At 64.0% G+C, this 16,561-nt stretch carries 17 protein-coding genes; 11 read left to right on the forward strand and 6 right to left on the reverse strand.

Annotated elements, in window-relative coordinates:
* Nucleotides 1-16 precede the first annotated feature (16 nt).
* The 4 genes from garD (at nucleotide 17) to LDZ28_RS24985 (ending at nucleotide 6,212) form a co-directional block, all read left to right on the forward strand.
* Nucleotides 17-1,609 carry a galactarate dehydratase gene (garD, locus tag LDZ28_RS24970; protein WP_244830086.1) on the forward strand — a complete coding sequence of 531 codons (1,593 nt, stop codon included), beginning with the start codon at nucleotides 17-19 and terminating at the stop codon, nucleotides 1,607-1,609.
* Between the two features lie 174 nt (nucleotides 1,610-1,783).
* Entirely contained in the window at nucleotides 1,784-2,485 is a 702-nt protein-coding gene (locus tag LDZ28_RS24975; RefSeq protein ID WP_244830087.1) for an ABC transporter ATP-binding protein, read from the forward strand.
* Entirely contained in the window at nucleotides 2,482-5,049 is a 2,568-nt protein-coding gene (locus LDZ28_RS24980; RefSeq protein ID WP_244830095.1) for an FtsX-like permease family protein, read from the forward strand. Before LDZ28_RS24975 ends, LDZ28_RS24980 begins: the two co-directional genes overlap by 4 nt.
* Complete coding sequence (locus LDZ28_RS24985; RefSeq protein WP_244830096.1) at nucleotides 5,049-6,212, forward strand: carotenoid 1,2-hydratase; 1,164 nt, start codon at nucleotides 5,049-5,051, stop codon at nucleotides 6,210-6,212. The genes LDZ28_RS24980 and LDZ28_RS24985 overlap by 1 nt, the downstream gene beginning before the upstream one ends.
* A 6-nt stretch (nucleotides 6,213-6,218) precedes the next feature.
* Here LDZ28_RS24985 and LDZ28_RS24990 read toward each other — a convergent pair whose 3' ends face one another.
* Together LDZ28_RS24990 and bluB are read right to left on the reverse strand one after the other, a co-directional pair.
* The gene (locus LDZ28_RS24990; protein WP_244830097.1) at nucleotides 6,219-6,929 is read right to left on the reverse strand and encodes a DUF4148 domain-containing protein; all 711 of its coding nucleotides are present in this window, start codon (nucleotides 6,927-6,929) and stop codon (nucleotides 6,219-6,221) included.
* A gap of 197 nt (nucleotides 6,930-7,126) precedes the next feature.
* Nucleotides 7,127-7,783 carry a 5,6-dimethylbenzimidazole synthase gene (gene bluB / locus LDZ28_RS24995; RefSeq protein ID WP_244830098.1) on the reverse strand — a complete coding sequence of 219 codons (657 nt, stop codon included), beginning with the start codon at nucleotides 7,781-7,783 and terminating at the stop codon, nucleotides 7,127-7,129.
* 249 nt (nucleotides 7,784-8,032) lie between these two features.
* Between bluB and LDZ28_RS25000 the strand changes: the two genes are divergently transcribed.
* From LDZ28_RS25000 to LDZ28_RS25010, 3 genes are all read left to right on the forward strand, one after another.
* A complete protein-coding gene (locus LDZ28_RS25000) occupies nucleotides 8,033-9,256 on the forward strand; it encodes a PepSY domain-containing protein (RefSeq protein ID WP_244830099.1) in 1,224 nt (407 codons plus the stop codon).
* 172 nt (nucleotides 9,257-9,428) lie between these two features.
* Nucleotides 9,429-9,842, forward strand: coding sequence for a DUF1801 domain-containing protein (locus LDZ28_RS25005; protein ID WP_244830100.1), 414 nt, complete (start codon nucleotides 9,429-9,431; stop codon nucleotides 9,840-9,842).
* Nucleotides 9,843-9,955: 113 nt separating this feature from the next.
* On the forward strand, nucleotides 9,956-10,819 hold the full coding sequence (locus tag LDZ28_RS25010; protein ID WP_244830101.1) for an NmrA family NAD(P)-binding protein: 864 nt from the start codon (nucleotides 9,956-9,958) through the stop codon (nucleotides 10,817-10,819).
* A 4-nt stretch (nucleotides 10,820-10,823) separates the two neighbouring features.
* Here LDZ28_RS25010 and LDZ28_RS25015 read toward each other — a convergent pair whose 3' ends face one another.
* The 3 genes from LDZ28_RS25015 to LDZ28_RS25025 all read right to left on the reverse strand — a co-directional run bounded on the left by LDZ28_RS25015 (nucleotide 10,824) and on the right by LDZ28_RS25025 (nucleotide 12,569).
* On the reverse strand, nucleotides 10,824-11,201 hold the full coding sequence (locus tag LDZ28_RS25015; RefSeq protein WP_244830102.1) for a DUF1090 domain-containing protein: 378 nt from the start codon (nucleotides 11,199-11,201) through the stop codon (nucleotides 10,824-10,826).
* 184 nt (nucleotides 11,202-11,385) lie between these two features.
* A complete protein-coding gene (locus LDZ28_RS25020) occupies nucleotides 11,386-12,027 on the reverse strand; it encodes a DUF1109 domain-containing protein (RefSeq protein ID WP_244830103.1) in 642 nt (213 codons plus the stop codon).
* Complete coding sequence (locus LDZ28_RS25025; RefSeq protein ID WP_244831034.1) at nucleotides 12,024-12,569, reverse strand: sigma-70 family RNA polymerase sigma factor; 546 nt, start codon at nucleotides 12,567-12,569, stop codon at nucleotides 12,024-12,026. Before LDZ28_RS25025 ends, LDZ28_RS25020 begins: the two co-directional genes overlap by 4 nt.
* A gap of 322 nt (nucleotides 12,570-12,891) precedes the next feature.
* Between LDZ28_RS25025 and LDZ28_RS25030 the strand changes: the two genes are divergently transcribed.
* The 3 genes from LDZ28_RS25030 to LDZ28_RS25040 all read left to right on the forward strand — a co-directional run bounded on the left by LDZ28_RS25030 (nucleotide 12,892) and on the right by LDZ28_RS25040 (nucleotide 14,606).
* Nucleotides 12,892-13,506: a cytochrome b/b6 domain-containing protein gene (locus LDZ28_RS25030; protein ID WP_244830104.1), complete on the forward strand. Its 615-nt coding sequence runs from the start codon at nucleotides 12,892-12,894 to the stop codon at nucleotides 13,504-13,506.
* Nucleotides 13,507-13,525: 19 nt separating this feature from the next.
* Nucleotides 13,526-14,302: a molybdopterin-dependent oxidoreductase gene (locus LDZ28_RS25035; protein WP_244830105.1), complete on the forward strand. Its 777-nt coding sequence runs from the start codon at nucleotides 13,526-13,528 to the stop codon at nucleotides 14,300-14,302.
* Between the two features lie 70 nt (nucleotides 14,303-14,372).
* Nucleotides 14,373-14,606: a pentapeptide MXKDX repeat protein gene (locus LDZ28_RS25040; RefSeq protein WP_244830106.1), complete on the forward strand. Its 234-nt coding sequence runs from the start codon at nucleotides 14,373-14,375 to the stop codon at nucleotides 14,604-14,606.
* Between the two features lie 94 nt (nucleotides 14,607-14,700).
* On the opposite strand, the gene LDZ28_RS25045 is transcribed toward LDZ28_RS25040, so the two are convergent.
* Entirely contained in the window at nucleotides 14,701-15,813 is a 1,113-nt protein-coding gene (locus tag LDZ28_RS25045) for an MBL fold metallo-hydrolase (protein ID WP_244830107.1), read from the reverse strand.
* 95 nt (nucleotides 15,814-15,908) lie between these two features.
* Here LDZ28_RS25045 and LDZ28_RS25050 point away from each other — a divergent pair, with 95 nt between their 5' ends.
* The gene (locus LDZ28_RS25050) at nucleotides 15,909-16,547 is read left to right on the forward strand and encodes a TetR/AcrR family transcriptional regulator (RefSeq protein WP_244830108.1); all 639 of its coding nucleotides are present in this window, start codon (nucleotides 15,909-15,911) and stop codon (nucleotides 16,545-16,547) included.
* The last annotated feature ends 14 nt before the right edge of the window (nucleotides 16,548-16,561 follow it).

The raw sequence follows: 16,561 nt of genomic DNA on the forward strand, positions 1-16,561 counted from the left end.
CCAAGGATCATCAAGAATGAATCAGTCCCCGCTCTATATTCGCGTGCACCCGGACGATAACGTCGCGATCGTCGTCAACGACGGCGGTCTGGGCGAAGGCGCCACGTTCGCCGACGGCCTCGTGCTGCGCGAGCGCGTGCCGCAAGGCCACAAGGTCGCGCTGGCCGATCTGCAGGAAGGCGACGCGGTCATCCGCTATAACGTCGTGATCGGCTATGCGAACAAGCCGCTGCCAAAGGGAAGCTGGATCAACGAGCACGTGCTGCGCATGCCCACGCCGCCCGAGTTGCACGATCTGCCGATCGCGACCATCAAGGCGCCGGACAACTCGCCGCTCGAAGGCTTCACGTTCGAGGGGTATCGCAATGCGGACGGCTCGGTCGGCTCGCGCAACATCCTCGCCATCACGACGACCGTGCAGTGCGTGGCCGACGTCGTGCAGCACGCGGTGACGCGCATCAAGACGGAACTGCTGCCGCAATACCCGAATGTCGACGACGTCGTGAGCCTCGGCCATACGTACGGCTGCGGCGTCGCCATCGACGCGCCCGACGCCATGGTGCCTATCCGCACGGTGCGCAATATCGCGCTGAATCCGAACTTCGGCGGCGAAGTCATGATGGTGAGTCTCGGCTGCGAAAAGCTGCAGCCCGAGCGCCTGATGCCGCCTGGCACCATTCCTATCGCGGCGGCATCGGTGGAAGTGGACGACGTTGCCGATATCGGCGATCTCACGGCGGACGAGAACGGCGGCGCGGTCGTGCTGCAGGACGAATCGCACGTCGGCTTCGAGTCGATGATCGATTCCATCATGCGCATGGCCGACTCGCACCTGAAACGCCTCAACAATCGTCGCCGCGAGACGTGTCCGGCGGCGGACCTCGTGATCGGCGTGCAGTGCGGCGGCAGCGACGCCTTCTCCGGTCTGACGGCGAATCCGGCAGTCGGTTTCGCGACCGACCTGCTGGTGCGTGCAGGCGCGACCGTCATGTTCTCGGAAGTCACCGAAGTGCGCGATGGCGTCGCCCAGTTGACGGCGCGCGCCGCGAACGGCGAAGTGGCGGCGGCAATCATCCGCGAGATGCAGTGGTACGACGATTATCTGAAGCGCGGCGGCGCGGATCGTAGCGCGAACACCACGCCGGGCAACAAGAAGGGCGGGCTGTCGAATATCGTCGAGAAGGCGATGGGGTCCATCGTCAAGTCGGGTAGCTCGACCATTTCGGGCGTGCTTTCGCCGGGCGAAAAGGTCAAGCAGAAGGGCTTGATATACGCGGCGACGCCCGCGAGCGACTTCATCTGCGGCACGCTGCAACTGGCTGCGGGTATCAACTTGCATGTGTTCACCACCGGACGCGGCACGCCGTACAGCCTGGCCGAAGTACCGGTCATCAAGGTCGCGACGCGTTCGGATCTGGCGCGGCGCTGGCACGATCTGATGGATATCAACGCGGGCACCATCGCGACGGGCGAAGCGACGATTGCAGACGTGGGCTGGGAGTTGTTCCGTCTCATGCTCGATGTCGCGAGCGGAAAGAAGCAGACGCGCGCCGAGAAATTGAAGCTGCATAACGCGTTGGTTCTGTTCAATCCGGCGCCGGTGACCTGAGTTTTTATCGCTGTTCGCTGGAACGATGCGCCCCGTCACCGGCATGGCTGGTGAACGGGGCGCAGTCGTTTGTGGTCGTGAGCGCGTCGAGGCGAGCGCTGCCGTCGCTGCTTGCCGCGATGGCTCCGGGTACACTACTTGCCCCTTGAAACGACCGTCCCACGCCTGGCCCTCATGCCCTCCATCGCTCCCGCACTCGAATGCCGCCGCCTCAGCAAGTCCTACGGCAACGGCCGCATCGTGCTCGCGGGCCTCGACTTCATCCTCGAATCGGGCGAGTTCGTCGCGATCATGGGTGACTCGGGCGTCGGCAAGTCCACCTTGCTGAATCTGATCGCCGGTCTCGATACCGCCGACAGCGGTGACGTACTGATCGATGGCGCGCCGATGTCCACCCAAAGCGACGATGCCGCCACGCGCACGCGCCGCGAGAAGCTCGGCTTCGTCTTTCAGGCGTTTCACGTGCTGCCGCATCTCACGCTCGCGCAAAACGTCGCCGTGCCGCTGCTGCTCAACGCCATGCCGCCTGCGCCCGCGAACGCGATGCTCGCCGCTGTCGGTCTCGCGGGCCGCGACGATGATTTGCCGCGACAGTTGTCCGGCGGCGAGTTGCAGCGCGTGGCGATTGCGCGCGCGTTGGTGCATCGGCCGCGCCTCATTCTCGCCGATGAACCCACCGGCAATCTCGATCCGCAAACGGCGCACGAAATCCTCGCGCTCTTGCGCCACGAAACGAAATCGACGGGCGCCGCGACCATCATGGTCACGCATTCCGAAGCGGCCGCCGCGGTTGCCGATCGCGTGCTCGTGCTCGCGGACGGCACCTTGCACGAGGCGGAATCGCTCGCGGCGTTCAACGCAGCGCGCGTCCAATGACGGCGCTCGCCGCCGCGCCCCGCACGCTCACGCGCTGGCTGCTCGGCGCGCAATGGCGCAGTCATCGCGGCCGCGCGCTGGTCGCCATACTCACTATCGCGCTTGGCGTCGGGCTCGGCTACGCGGTGCAACTCATCAACAGCGCCGCGTTCAACGAGTTTTCCGCCGCCGCGCGCAGTCTGTCCGGCCAGGCGGACTTGCAGGTACGCGGCGCACAGCCGTTCGTCGATGAAAACATCTATCCGCAACTCGCCGCGCACGAAGGCGTGGTCATGGCGAGTCCCGTGCTCGAAGTCGATGCCGCCGTGCCCGGCCGCGATGCGCCGCTCAAGGTGCTTGGCATCGATGTGTTCCGCGCCAAGCGCGTCGCGCCGGACCTCACGGGCGTGCCGTCCGCCAACGCGCCGTTCGACGTGCTGTCGGGCGATGCCATCTTTCTGTCGACCGCCGCATTGCAATGGCTCGGCGCGCGCGCCGGTGGCAATGTTGCGTTGTTGAGCGGGACCGAGAAGGTGCCGTTGCGGGTGGCGGGCGGAATCGCGCGGGCATTGCCGGGACAGCGCATCGCGGTGATGGACATTGCGGCCGTGCAGACGCGCTTCCATATGACGGGCAAGCTGTCGCGCGTCGATCTGCAACTCGCGCGCGGTGTCGATCGCGACGCCTTCCAGCGCGAGCTGCAGCAGTCGCTCGGAGCGCGTTTTGTCGTCGGACAGACGCGCGATGTCGAAAGCCGCACCGATCGGCTTTCGCGCGCGTATCGCATCAACATGAACGTGCTGGCGCTCGTCGCGCTTTTTACCGGCGCGTTTCTGGTGTTTTCGACGCAAGCGGCGGGCGTCGTGCGCCGCCGCGCGCAATTCGCGATGTTGCGCGTGCTCGGCATGACGCGCAGGCAACTCGTGCGGCAGATCATGCTCGAAGGCGCATTGCTGGGCGTGGTGGGCGCGATCATCGGCATTGCGCTGGGTTATGCGGTGGCGGCGGTGGCGCTGCGCTTTTTCGGCAGCGATCTAGGCGGCGGCTACTTTCCGGGCGTGCAGCCGCGGGTCGGTTTCGAACCGCTTGCGACGGCCATCTTTCTTGCACTCGGGATTGGCGTGGCGCTGGCGGGGACGCTCGTTCCCGCGCTCGAAGCGGCGCGCGCGCGGCCCGCGCCCGCGCTCAAGGCGGGCAGCGAGGAAGCCGCGCTCACGCCGCTGCGCAAGCCGTGGCCGGCGTTGATCTGTCTTGCGCTCGGCGTGGTGCTGACGCAAGTGCCGCCTGTCTTCGATGCCCCCATCGCCGGTTATCTCGCCGTCGCGTTCCTGCTCGTCGGTGGCATCGCGCTCATGCCGCGTCTGACGGCCATCGTGTTTCGCGCGGCGAGCGTCGGGTATGCATCGCGAAAGAATAAGGCGCCGCGCGCGCGCGGCACGATCGCCACGCTCGCGCTCGCGCGGCTTGCGAATGCGCCCGGTCAAGCGTCGATTGCCATGGGCGGCGTGCTGTCGAGCTTCACGCTGATCGTCGCGATGGCGATCATGGTGGCGAGCTTTCGCGTGTCGGTGGAAGACTGGCTCATGCATCTGCTCTCCGCCGATCTCTACGTGCGCATGGCGTCGAGCGGCGATACGGGCGGCTTGCGTCCGGTCGAGCAGGCGCAACTCGCGGCGACGAAGGGCATCGAACACGCGGCGTTTTTGCGCACCTCGCAGGTGACGCTCGATTCGGCGAAGCCGCCTATCGTGCTGATTGCACGCGAAATCGATGCCGCCGATCCGGGCGCCACGTTGCAGATGACGGGTTCCGTGCTGCCGCCTTCGTCGTGGCAACCGAACGAGACGCCGGTATGGGCGTCGGAGGCGACGGTCGATCTTTATGGCTATCGGGTCGGCGAGCGCATCGCGTTGCCGGTCGGCGCGGCGAAGGAGCGCTTCGTCATCGCGGGCATCTGGCGCGACTACGTGCGGCAGACGGGCGCGTTGCAGATCCGGCTCGCCGATTACCGCCGCATCACGGGCGACTCCACCGCGACCGACGCCGGCATCACGCTGTCGAAGGGCGTGCCGGCCGCACAGGTGATCGACGCGCTCAAGCACTTGCCGTTCGGCGCCGCGCTCGAATTTTCGCAACCGGGCGACATCCGCGCGCGCACGCTCACCATCTTCGACCGGAGTTTCGCGGTGACTTATTTGCTGGAAGGCGTGGCAATCGTGATCGGCCTGTTTGGCGTGGGCGCGACGTTTTCGGTGCAGACACTTGCGCGCGCTCGCGAGTTCGGCATGCTGCGGCATGTCGGCGTCACGCGCGGGCAGATCCTGGCGCTGCTTGCAAGCGAAGGCGGCTTGCTTACCTTGCTCGGTATTGCGATGGGTTGCGTGCTTGGGTTCGCGATCAGTTTGATCCTCGTGTTCATCGTCAATCCGCAGTCGTTTCACTGGACGATGTCACTGCATGTGCCCTGGTCGATGATCGCGATCATCGGCTGCGTGATGCTCGCTTCTTCATGCGCGACGGCGGTGCTGGCGGGAAGACGCGCGGTGTCCATCGATGCCGTGCGCGCGGTGCGGGAGGATTGGTGATGCGTGCGTCTTTGCTTTCGACGATGATGCTTTTGGCGACCGTCGCAGGCGCGGCAGATGCGGCAGATGCGGCGAATGCGGCAAGCACCACGGAGACGTCCGACACAGCCAGCGCCGTCGACCGGCAATTCGCATCCGTCAGCCCCGGCCACTCCATTCAATGGCCCCAAGACACCGGCTCCCACCCGGCTTACCGCACCGAATGGTGGTACGCAACCGGCTGGCTCGAAACACCCGATCACAAGCCGATGGGTTTCCAAATCACCTTCTTCCGTTCGAAGACAGGCAAGGGCGAGCCAGCGAGTGCTTTCGATCCATCGCAACTCATCATCGCGCATGCCGCCCTGAGCGATCCCGCGCACGGCCGCCTCGTGCACGATCAGAACGTCGCGCGACAAGGCTTCGATCTCGCCTACGCGAAAAACGGCAACACCGACGTCAAGCTCGATTCATGGCGCATGACGCGCGCAGCGGACGGCCGCTACACCGTCAGCGCCGATGCCGCCGGCTTCGCATTGCACCTCGTCTTCGCGCCGACGCAGCCGCCGATGCTGCAAGGCGATGCGGGCTACTCGCAGAAGGGCCCGCTTCCCGCGCAGGCGAGCTACTACTACAGCGAGCCGCAATTGAGCGTGAGCGGAAGCGTCACGCGGCCGTCGGCATCCGAGAAAAAAGGCGATACGGTCGCCGTCACCGGCAAGGCCTGGCTCGATCACGAATGGTCGAGCACGCTGCTTTCGTCGGATGCATCCGGCTGGGACTGGCTCGGCGCGAATCTCGACGACGGCTCCGCACTCATGGCCTTCAAGGTGCGCAGCCGCGACGGCCACGCGATCTGGGCGCATGCCGCATTACGCGATGCCGCCGGACACGCGACGCAATACGGCCCCGCCGATGTCGACTTCACGCCGCAACGTCAATGGCGCTCGCCGCGCACGGGCACGACGTATCCGGTGGCGATGAAGGTGCACGTTGGCGCGCTGCAATGGCAGCTTGCGCCGCTCATCGACGATCAGGAACTCGACTCGCGCGATTCCACCGGCTCGCTTTACTGGGAGGGCGCGGTAACGCTGACAGGAACAGGCGCCGCGCCCGCTCAACGGGGGCGCGGCTATCTCGAACTGACGGGTTATGCAAAGGCCATCGAAGTCGAAAAGCGCTGACGCCGGTTAGGGCGCCGTCGCGCTCGGCGTGCCGCCGGGACCGTAAGGATCGGGATTGCCGAAGCGAGGCAAGTTGCCGTTCATGCGCGCCCGGCGCAACTCGTCCTGCACTTCGGCGCGCGTTTTCGGCGCCTGAGTCGATACGACGTAAGCCGGGGCCGCGTTAGCAACCGGGCTTGGTTTCGCGGCTACTGGCATGGGCGCATCCGTGGCTGGAGCGCGCGCGGGTTTATCGAGCGTATTCGCGGCTGCGGATTCGAGCGGCGCGCGTTGCACGGGCGGCACAGGCGCGCGCACCGCCGCGGCCTCAAGCGGCGCCACGCGGGTTTGCGCGACGGCATGGTTACCGCGATGCTTTTCGCGCGCAGTCTTTCTGGTTTCCAATGTCCGCTTCTGTGCGCGATGCACGCGCGCCGGTTCTGCCTGTGCAACCGGCCTGGGCGCGGGTTCATCGCGTGTAATTTCGGCTGCGGTTGCGGTTGCGGTCGCGGTTTCGGTCTGGGGACGCGCATCGGCGACGGCTACGACAGGCGCCTTTGCAGGCTCCGGCGCTTCCTCGCGCACGCTGCCGCGCACGACTGCGCCGCGGTCGCGCGACATCATGTTCGTCCTGTCGTCGCTGCGTCGGTCCTGCTTGGGCAGCAGGTTGACGGCCAGCAAGGACAGCACGATGACACCCGCGCCAATAAACGTAATGCGGTCTGCGTAGCGGAGCATGAGAGCGTGATCCTCCTCGAATCGTCTGGCAAAATGGCGGACAACGTGCATCGGACCACCGCGTGTCAGATTGGTACGCGCGATGCCGTCCGACGGATGCGCCAATCGTTCGCCAATCGCCGCCAAACTCACTCGATTGATGTGAAGGATCACCGCGCCGCCGCGTCACTTGTAGTGCGCAACGCGCGGTCCAGGCATCAGCTTTGATCCGATGCCGCCGGCCAGCGGTTCTCGAACACGCATTCCTCGCGGGTACGGCGCTTGGCCCAGCCTTCGGTTTCGAGCATGGGTTCGTCGTAAAAGCGCTCGACATGTCCCAAGCAGAGAATCGCGACCGGCTGCGCGCCTTCCGGCATGCCGAGCAGGTCGGCGACGTCGTCGGGATCGAAGATAGAGACCCATCCCATGCCGATGCCTTCCACGCGCGCCGCAAGCCACATGTTCTGGATGGCGCACGCCACCGACGCGAGATCCATTTGCGGCAAAGTGCGCCGGCCGAAGACGTGCGCCTCGCGTCCGTCCATGAGCGCCATCACGATGATTTCCGCGCACTCGCGCATGCCTTCCACCTTGAGCGCCATGAAAGCGTCGCGACGCTCGCCGAGGGCATCGGCGGTGGCGACACGTTCCCGTTCGACGATAGCGTGAAGCGCTTCGCGCGTTGCATCGCATGTGATGCGCAGCATGCGCCAAGGCTGCATGAAACCGACGCTCGGCGCACACAGCGCGGCATCGACGATACGCTTCAACGCGTCTTGCGCGACCGGTTCGCGCGTGAAGTGGCGCATGTCGCGCCGTTCGTGGATTGCGCGATAAACGGCATCGCGCGCGGCTTCGTCGAAAGGCTCGTTCATTGAGAAATGCGCTGGAAAAGTGGGTTCGTGCTGCGCGGATTCTAGTTCATGCGGATGCGCTCGCGCTGTTCGTGCTGCGTAGCCGATGACCTCATCAAGTGCAAACAAGCCCATGCTGAATGCAACAACAGCTTACAAAAACCTTGATCGATACCCTGCGCGACCCGTAGAATGCGAACCATTCTTATTTGACGAGCGTCGCTGGCATGTTGGCAATTGCGTTGAATGATCTTCCGAAGGCGTGCTGACGTGCGGCCCGTTCTGGTTCGGCTCCATCGATGGCTCGGCGTCGCGACAGCGCTCTTCTTGTTCGTGTCCGGTCTCACGGGCGCGGTGATCGCGTGGGATCACGAAATCGACGCGTGGCTCAATCCGGCGTTGTTTCACGCGCGCACGGAAGGCGCCGCGTTGCCGGCGCTCGAACTCGCGCATAAGGTCGAAGCCGCCGATCCGCGCGTTCAGGTGACGTATCTGCAACTCGGCGCCGAACCCGGCCACACGCTGCAGATGCTCGTCACGCCGCGCACGAACCCGGCAACGGGTGCGCCATTCGATGTCGATTACAGTCAGGTCGCGGTCGATCCGGCAACGGGCGTCATTCAGGGCAAGCGGCTGTGGGGCACGGTGTCGCTGGCGCGTATCGATCTGATGCCGTTCCTCTACAAACTGCATTACACGCTGCATCTGCCGGTGCTCGGCGGCATCGATACGGGAACGTGGCTGCTCGGTATCGTCGGGATTTTGTGGTTTTTCGACAGCGGCATCGCGCTCGTGCTGTCGTTTCCGAGCGTCAAGGCATGGCGCAAGTCCTTCGCGTTTCGCTTCAGGCGCGGCGGTTATGCGCTCACGTTCGATCTGCATCGGTCGGGCGGCGTCTGGATCTGGGGATTGCTGCTGATGGTCGCTATCACTTCGATATCGATGAATCTCGGCGATCCGGTCGTGCGTCCGCTCGTCTCGCGCCTCTCGCCGCTCGCGCCGACCATGTTCGATAACCCGGAACTCACGCGCGCGGCGCCCAAGGGCAGCACGGCGTTGCCGGCCGAAAGCGTCCTCGCGACCGCCGTCGCGGATGCAAAGCGCCTCGATATCGCCGCACCGCCCGGCGCGCTGTATTACCTTCCGGCGATGCAAGCTTACGGCGTCGGCTTCTTCGCTCCGGGCAACGATCACGGCGACGGCGGTCTCGGCAACGCCTGGCTTTACTACAACGGCTACACCGGCAAGCTCGCCGGATCGTCGATTCCCGGACGCGGGTCGGCCGGCGACATCTTCATGCAGGCGCAGTTTCCGTTGCATTCGGGACGCATCATTGGCGTGACCGGACGCGTGCTCATCAGCTGCGTCGGCGTCATGGTGGCGATCCTCAGCGCGACTGGCCTGATGATCTGGCTGCGCAAACGCACGGCGCGCTCGCGTTCGGCGGCGTCGGCACGCGAACGCGTCGCACGCGGCCAGTCGGTTTCGTCCTGATTTGCTTGGCGGCATCGGCGGGTGCTTCGTGCATGACCTGAGAGTAGAAGACGCCTCTGCGAGTCGAAAGACCGCCGAGGCGTTTTTTCGTGGCGCTTGCGCGGATTCGCGGGACGGCGGGACCCTGTGCAGTACCATCACTCGGTGCATGAAAAGAAGACCCGGAGCGCTCATGAATGCATCGGAACAAATCGACGAATTGATCGCGGGAATCACCGACTGGCGCGGCGAGACGTTCGCGGACATTCGCCGCGTGGTTCTCTCGGCGGACCCGCGCATCATCGAGGAATGGAAGTGGATGGGCAGCCCGGTCTGGTCGTGCGACGGCATGATCGCGGTGGCCAACGCACACAAGGGCAAGGTGAAGCTGACCTTCGCGCACGGCGCGGGTATTGCCGATCCGGACCAGCTCTTCAACGCGGGCCTCGAAGGAAACGCGCGACGCGCCATCGACTATCTCGAAGGCGACAAGGTCGATGCCCGCGCTTTGAAGGCGCTCGTGCGCGCGGCTATCGCTTATAACCAGACCAAGCTCAAGAAGAACGCGCCTGCGCGCAAGCGGGTGAAGGCGGGTAGCGAAGGCTGAACGGCGGATATAACGCGGCGTCATCAATCCAATAACCTCAAAGCCATTTTTCGCATCGAATACGCGCTCTACCATTCGACTCATCGTTTCATAACGAACACGGAGAGTCGATCATGTACGTCATCACGGGAATCAGCGGAAAGGTAGGCGGCGCGCTCGCCAAGGCATTGCTCGACGCGGGTCAGACGGTCCGCGCGGTCGTGCGCGATGCGAAGAAGGGCGACGCGTGGAAGGCGCGCGGCTGCAAGGTGGCGCTCGCCGACATGACGGATGCGCGAGCGCTTGCGCATGCGTTCGAAGGCGCGACGGGCGTGTTCATTCTTCCGCCCTCGGATTTCGATCCGGCGCCCGGTTTTGCGAGCGCGTGCGAAGTGATCGATGCGGTCGTCGCCGCTATCGCGCTTGCGAAGCCGAAGAAGATCGTTTGTCTGTCGACCATCGGTGCGCAGGCGAAAGAAAGCAATCTGCTCTCGCAACGCACGCTGATGGAAGAAGCGTTGAGCGAACAGGATATTCCCGTGACCTTTCTGCGTCCGGGCTGGTTCATGGAAAACAGCGAATGGGACGTCGATACGGCGCGCAACGAGGGCATCGTCCATTCGTTCCTGCAGCCGCTCGATCGCGCCATCCCGATGATCGCCACGGAAGACGTCGGCCGCACCGCCGCCGCCTTGCTCCAAGAGGAATGGAGTGGCGTGCGGTATGTCGAACTCGAAGGCCCGCAACGCGTCCGCCCAAACGATATCGCAGCGGCGTTCGCGCAGACGCTCGGTAAGCCGGTGCGCGCGCAAGCCGTGCCGCGCGAACAGTGGGAAGCGTTATTCGTGAGTCAGGGCATGCGGCATCCCACGCCGCGCATGCGCATGCTCGACGGCTTCAACGAAGGCTGGATCGACTTCGAAGGCCCGGTGGAGCGTGTCCGCAAGGGCTCGGTCTCGCTGCTGGCGGTGATCGGGAAACTCGTTTCCTCGCGCTGAAGTTTCAAGGCGCCGCTTCGGTCTGCGCACGCGCGAGTTCCGCGTGCGCTTCGTCCACCTTGCGCTGGCGCTCCGCGATCTTCTTCGCGCTCTTGCCTTCGGTCTTCGCTTTCTGCAGATCGTGCTCGCGTTCGGCGAGCTTCTTTTGCGCGGATGCGACCTTGCGCTGGCTCTCGTTGCGTAAGGACGCTTCCGTGCAATTGGCGTTCAGTTTGCCAAGTGCGGTCTCCAGGCCATCGATACGACTCGCATTGCCATGCGCACGCGCATAGGTAATTTCCTCTTCGATCGAGGCGCGCTTCGAGTCGCAACTGGTCTGTGCGGAACAAACGAGCGGCATGGCCGCCATTGCCAGACATGCCGCCGTGAACGCCGTTTTCATAGTCGATCCTCGCGATGAATGGTCCGTCAGCATAGCGCAAAGCGCTTGACCTATTTGCCTGCTTGCACCAACTTGCCGGTTGCGGATCTTTCGATCGAAACGAAAGATGGCTTGGAATGACCGGCGCTTCATTCACGCACGCGCGAAAGCAGGGCGAGCGCGGCGAGCAAGCCCCAACGTCCGATCACCAGCGCAGCAGGCGCGGCCCGAGCCATGCGCCGATAGCGGCAGGCATGAGCATGCCGATGGCATACCACACGCTCCAGAACGCGGGGCTCATCTCCGGGCAATGCAGGCAATACGCCAGCGTGGCGAGCGAGCTTGCGAGTAAGCCCGCGACCGCCCCAGCGAGCCGCAAACGTGTGGGTGCAAGCCCCTTGACGGCCCAAAACACGGCCGGAAACGTCGGCAACGATAGCAGCGTGATATTGAACGGACAACTGCGCCACGAATGCCCAAGAACGAGCGGCACGCGGTCCACGGGAAGCGCGGCCGCAAGGACGAACGCCCCGGCAACCCAGACGACGACGAAAGGCAGCACCACGAGCGCCCACGCATGACCCGCGCGCGCACCCGGCCTGCCGAGCCGCGTCACGGCGAGCAACGCGCCGATGCCGACGCACGAGGGAAATGCGATCTTCGCCCAGAACATCGCGGTGCCCGCGACGCTGCGCAAGTCGGGCCGCATTCCATAGACCATCAGCATCAACACGACGGAGCCGAGCACACCGAGCGGCAACGCCTCGCCGAAGCGTCGTGCAATGGCCGCGCGATCGACGCGCGTCGCGCCATTCGAGAGGAGATCGATCAGGTCATCGGTTTTCATCGGATACCCCGGATGCGCGCGGCAAGTGCCTTCAGGCCGCGATGCACGCCCACCTTCACCGCCGACTCGGACAGCCCCGTGATGCGCGCCGTTTCGGTGACGGAAAGGCCTTCGAGCTTGACATGAACGATAGGCAAGCGCTGTTTGTCAGGAAGATGTTCGAGCAACTTGCCGATGTCGTGACGCGCGCGCGCGGGTTCGTCGTCGCTGAGCGCGAAGAGGTCGGTATGGTTGTCGAGCGGGTCGTTCAGCGATTCGTGACGCGAGCGCGAGCGGAAGAAGTCGGTCAGCTTGTAGCGGGCAATGGCATGCACCCACGCCGTGAGCGGTTCGTCCGGCCGATACGTATGCCGCGCATTGTGCACGGCGAGCAGGATTTCCTGCACGAGGTCTTCGACATCTTCGCGATGCTGCGGAATACGTTTGCGCAGATAAGCCCGCAAATGCCGCGTCAGCGCCTGCAGGAATTCGCGGTAGGCAGTCTGCTCGCCGTCCAGGCCGAGCACGAACAGAGCCTTCAGGCGGTGTTCCGCGTCATGCAAGATGGGTCCTGTGTTGACGAGGCGACGAATGGGCGATTCCGCATTGCGCTGCGTGGCCGCGCGGTCACGTTCACGTTCTGGATCGGTCGATCCAGAATAGCCGAAGCCAAGATGCGTCGCAACATTGGCGCTGATTGCGTGCAACGTGCCGTCGGTGTTCATCGTCATCATCATGTAGTGGAAGGGTCGACCTGGGTAGTTCGTTGCAACGCGTCCCGTGGTTACAGTTTCTTTGCATCGATAAAAATCCTGTGTCGCTGTAACCGGCGGCGCGTTGGCGGCGAATTACTCGGAACACAACCGCGTTACGCCTCGAACGATCATGCAAACCACTCTTGTCGATCAGCCTTCTGAACTCGTGCATCCGCTCTGGCTGCGCGTCTCGCACTGGCTCAATGCCTTTGCCGCTTTCATCATGCTGTTCTCGGGATGGCGCATCTACGACGCATCGCCCGTCTTTCCCGGCTTCGTCATTCCGCCATCGATCACCCTTGGCGGCTGGCTCGGTGGCGCGTTGCAATGGCATTTCGCGGCCATGTGGCTGCTGTTCTTCAACGGCATCTTCTATCTGATACTCAATCTCGCGAGCGGCCGTTTCCTCGCCAGGTTCTTCCCAGTGTCGCCACGCGCCGTATGGCGTGACCTGGTCGCGGCGCTCACCGGCAAGCTCTCGCATGGCGACTTGCGCCAGTACAACGCGGTGCAGAAGCTCGCGTATCTCGTCGTCGTGATCGATCTGATGGTGCTCGTGCTCTCAGGGCTCGCGATCTGGAAGTCGGTGCAGTTTCCGCTGCTGCGCGAACTCATGGGCGGTTATGACCGGGCGCGCGTCGTCCATTTCTGCGCGATGGCGGTGATGGCGGCGTTCATCGTCGTCCATGTGGCGATGGTCGCACTCGTGCCGCGTTCGCTTCTGACCATGCTGCGCGGCCGTTGAACCGATACGAGACTCCACGATGAAACCCAAGGACAGAAGCATCATGACGCTCGATCGCGCATCGATTCTCGCGGATGCGCGGCGCGAACTCGATATGCCGTCGCGGCGTCTTTTCGGCAAGCGCCTGTTGTCGCTCGGCGGACTGGCGATGCTCACCGGCTGCTCGATCACCGACGACGACTCGGTGAACACATTCCTGACTGCGGTATCGCGGCTCAACGACCGCGTGCAAGGCGCGCTATTCGATCCCGCGCGGCTCGCACCGACCTACACGGAAGCGCAAATCACGCGGCCGTTTCCATTCAACGCGTTCTACGGAATCGACGACGTACCGAGCGTGAATGGCAGCGACTATCGGCTGAAGGTGAGCGGGCTCGTGGCGGGGCAGCGCGTATGGACTTTGCCGCAGCTTTACGCGCTGCCGCATGCCGAACAGATCACGCGTCATATCTGCGTGGAAGGCTGGAGCGCCGTAGGACGTTGGGGCGGCACGCCGTTCTCGGAGTTCCTGCGTCGCGCCGGCGCGGATACAACGGCGAAGTACGTCGGTTTTCGTTGCGCGGACGACTACTACGAGAGCATCGACATGCCGACGGCGCTGCATCCGCAGACACTGCTCACTTTCGATTACGACGGCGAACGCTTGCCGGCGAAATACGGTTATCCGATGAAGCTTCGCATGCCGACCAAGCTCGGCTACAAGAACCCGAAGCATATCGTCGAGATCTTCGTCACGAACACGTATCCCGGCGGCTATTGGGTCGACCAGGGCTACAACTGGTTCGGCGGTTCATGATCGCCGCTCGTTGAAATCCGGCTTTGGCCGGAGCAAAAGACTCAACCTCACTCACTCAAGGAGAAGTAGCATGAAGCAATTGATGACGGCAGTTTTCACCGCGGTCCTTGCAATCGGCACGACGGCCGCATACGCGCAGGCAAGCGATACGATGGCGCAGGGCTCGATGAGCAAGGACAGCATGTCTCACGATTCCATGAGCAAGGACGCGATGTCGCATGACTCGATGGGCAAGGGCGACAAGATGAAGAAGCACGACAAGATGAGCAAGGATCACGCGGCTTCGGGCGCGATGGCGCAGTAAGCGCAAAGGCCGGGAGTGATATCCTGGCCTTATTCCTTTTAGGACAGATGCGCTTCAAAGCCATGCGAAGCGACAACCGCTGCGGCAACAAGCATTACGAAGACTCGCGTCCCGCGCACCACCGCCATCCTGTCTTCACCGTCTCGACTTCCGGCACTTCGCGCCACCATTTCTCACCGCGATGCGGCTCGACCAGATTCAGCCGCTCGCCCATGCGCGGCGTCGCCAGCGCGATACCCCGTGCAAGCGCGAGCCCAGTCACGCGCTCGAACGGTTCCTGCCAGCGATGCATCGCCAGATCGAACGTGCCGTTGTGAATGGGCACGAGCCAGCGGCCGCGCAAGTCCACGTGCGCCTGGACGGTCTCCTCGGGCTGCATGTGCACGTAGGGCCATTGCGCATCGTAGGCGCCGGTTTCGATGAACGCGACATCGAACGGTCCGAGCCGCTCGCCGATGGTCCGAAATCCTTCGAAATAGCCGGTATCGCCGCTGAAGAACACGCGCAAGGCGTCATCGACGATCACCCACGACGCCCACAACGTGCTGTTGCCATCGAAGAGACTGCGGCCGGAAAAGTGCTGAGCGGGCGTCGCGGTGAATGCGAGGCCGTCTAGCTCCACGCTTTGCCACCAGTCGAGCTGGCGCACCTTGCTCGCGTCGATGCCCCATTCGATCAGCCTGTCGCCCACGCCGAGCGGCGTCAGAAACACGTCCGTCGTCGCGGCGAGCGCAAGCACGGTCTCGCGGTCGAGATGGTCGTAGTGATCGTGTGAAAGGATCACGCCGCGCAACGGCGGCAGGTCGGCAAGCGCGATGGGCGGCGCATGAAAACGCTTCGGCCCGACATTGCGGAACGGCGATGCGCGCTCGCCGAACACCGGATCGGTCAACCAAAACTCGCCGCGCAGTTTGAAGAGCAGCGTGGAGTGGCCGAGGCGAAAGAGGCTGCGGTCCGGCGCGGCATCGAGTTGCGCGCGCGTCAGTGTCAGCACGGCCGGCGGCTCTACGGGCGCGGTGCCGCGCGGCTTGTTGACGATCATGTTCCACATGATGCGCAAGGTCTTGCCCATGCCCTCGACCGGACGCGGCTTGACATTGCGAAAGCGCTCGCCGTCGTGCTGCGGCGACGTATGCGACAGTTCGCGTCCGCGCCTGGCTGCGGTGAGTCCGAGCGCGCGGCTGATCGAGGCGGTAATCGACGTCATGGCAAATGGCATCCGGTTGGTGCAGCAGGAAAGTAGACTGCCCAGTGTAGTTTATTTTCGAGATGAAAGTAAACCGCTCAGTGTAAAATTGCCTGATGGAATCGAACGCTGACCAACCTCGTCTGACCGACCGCAAACGCGCCGCCATCGTGAGCGCGGCGGTGGAGGAATTCATCGCCTCGGGTTATGACGCCACGAGCATGGACCGCATCGCGGCGCGCGCGGGGGTATCGAAGAGAACGGTGTACAACCATTTCGACGGCAAGGACGCGCTGTTCGCGGCGATCCTCCATCAGTTGTGGACCGCAAGCCAGTCCGACGACGCTCCTGCCTACGACCCTCGATCGCCGTTGCGTGCGCAGTTGCTCGACCTGCTTGCGCGCAAGTTGAATCTGTTGAACGACGCCGCGTTTTTATCGCTTGCGCGAGTGGCGATTGCGGAGGGCATTCATTCGCCCGAGCGCGCGCGGGAGATGGTCGGCAAGCTTGGCGAGCGCGAAGAAGACTTGACGCGATGGATACGCGCCGCCGCCGCCGATGGCCGCCTGAATGTGGCGTCGGACCCGGCGTTCGCGGCGCAGCAGTTGCATGGCATCGTCAAGGGATTCGCGTTCTGGCCGCAGGTCACGATGGGTCAATCGCCCTTGTCCAAGCGCGAGCAGAAGCGGGTAGCGGAAGCGGCGGTGGATCTCTTTCTGGCGGGGTATGGCGTGCCCGATTCACCGTCGAAATAACTTCAATTTTTCCC

This window comes from Caballeronia sp. TF1N1 (assembly GCF_022878925.1).
Taxonomy (GTDB): Bacteria; Pseudomonadota; Gammaproteobacteria; order Burkholderiales; family Burkholderiaceae; genus Caballeronia.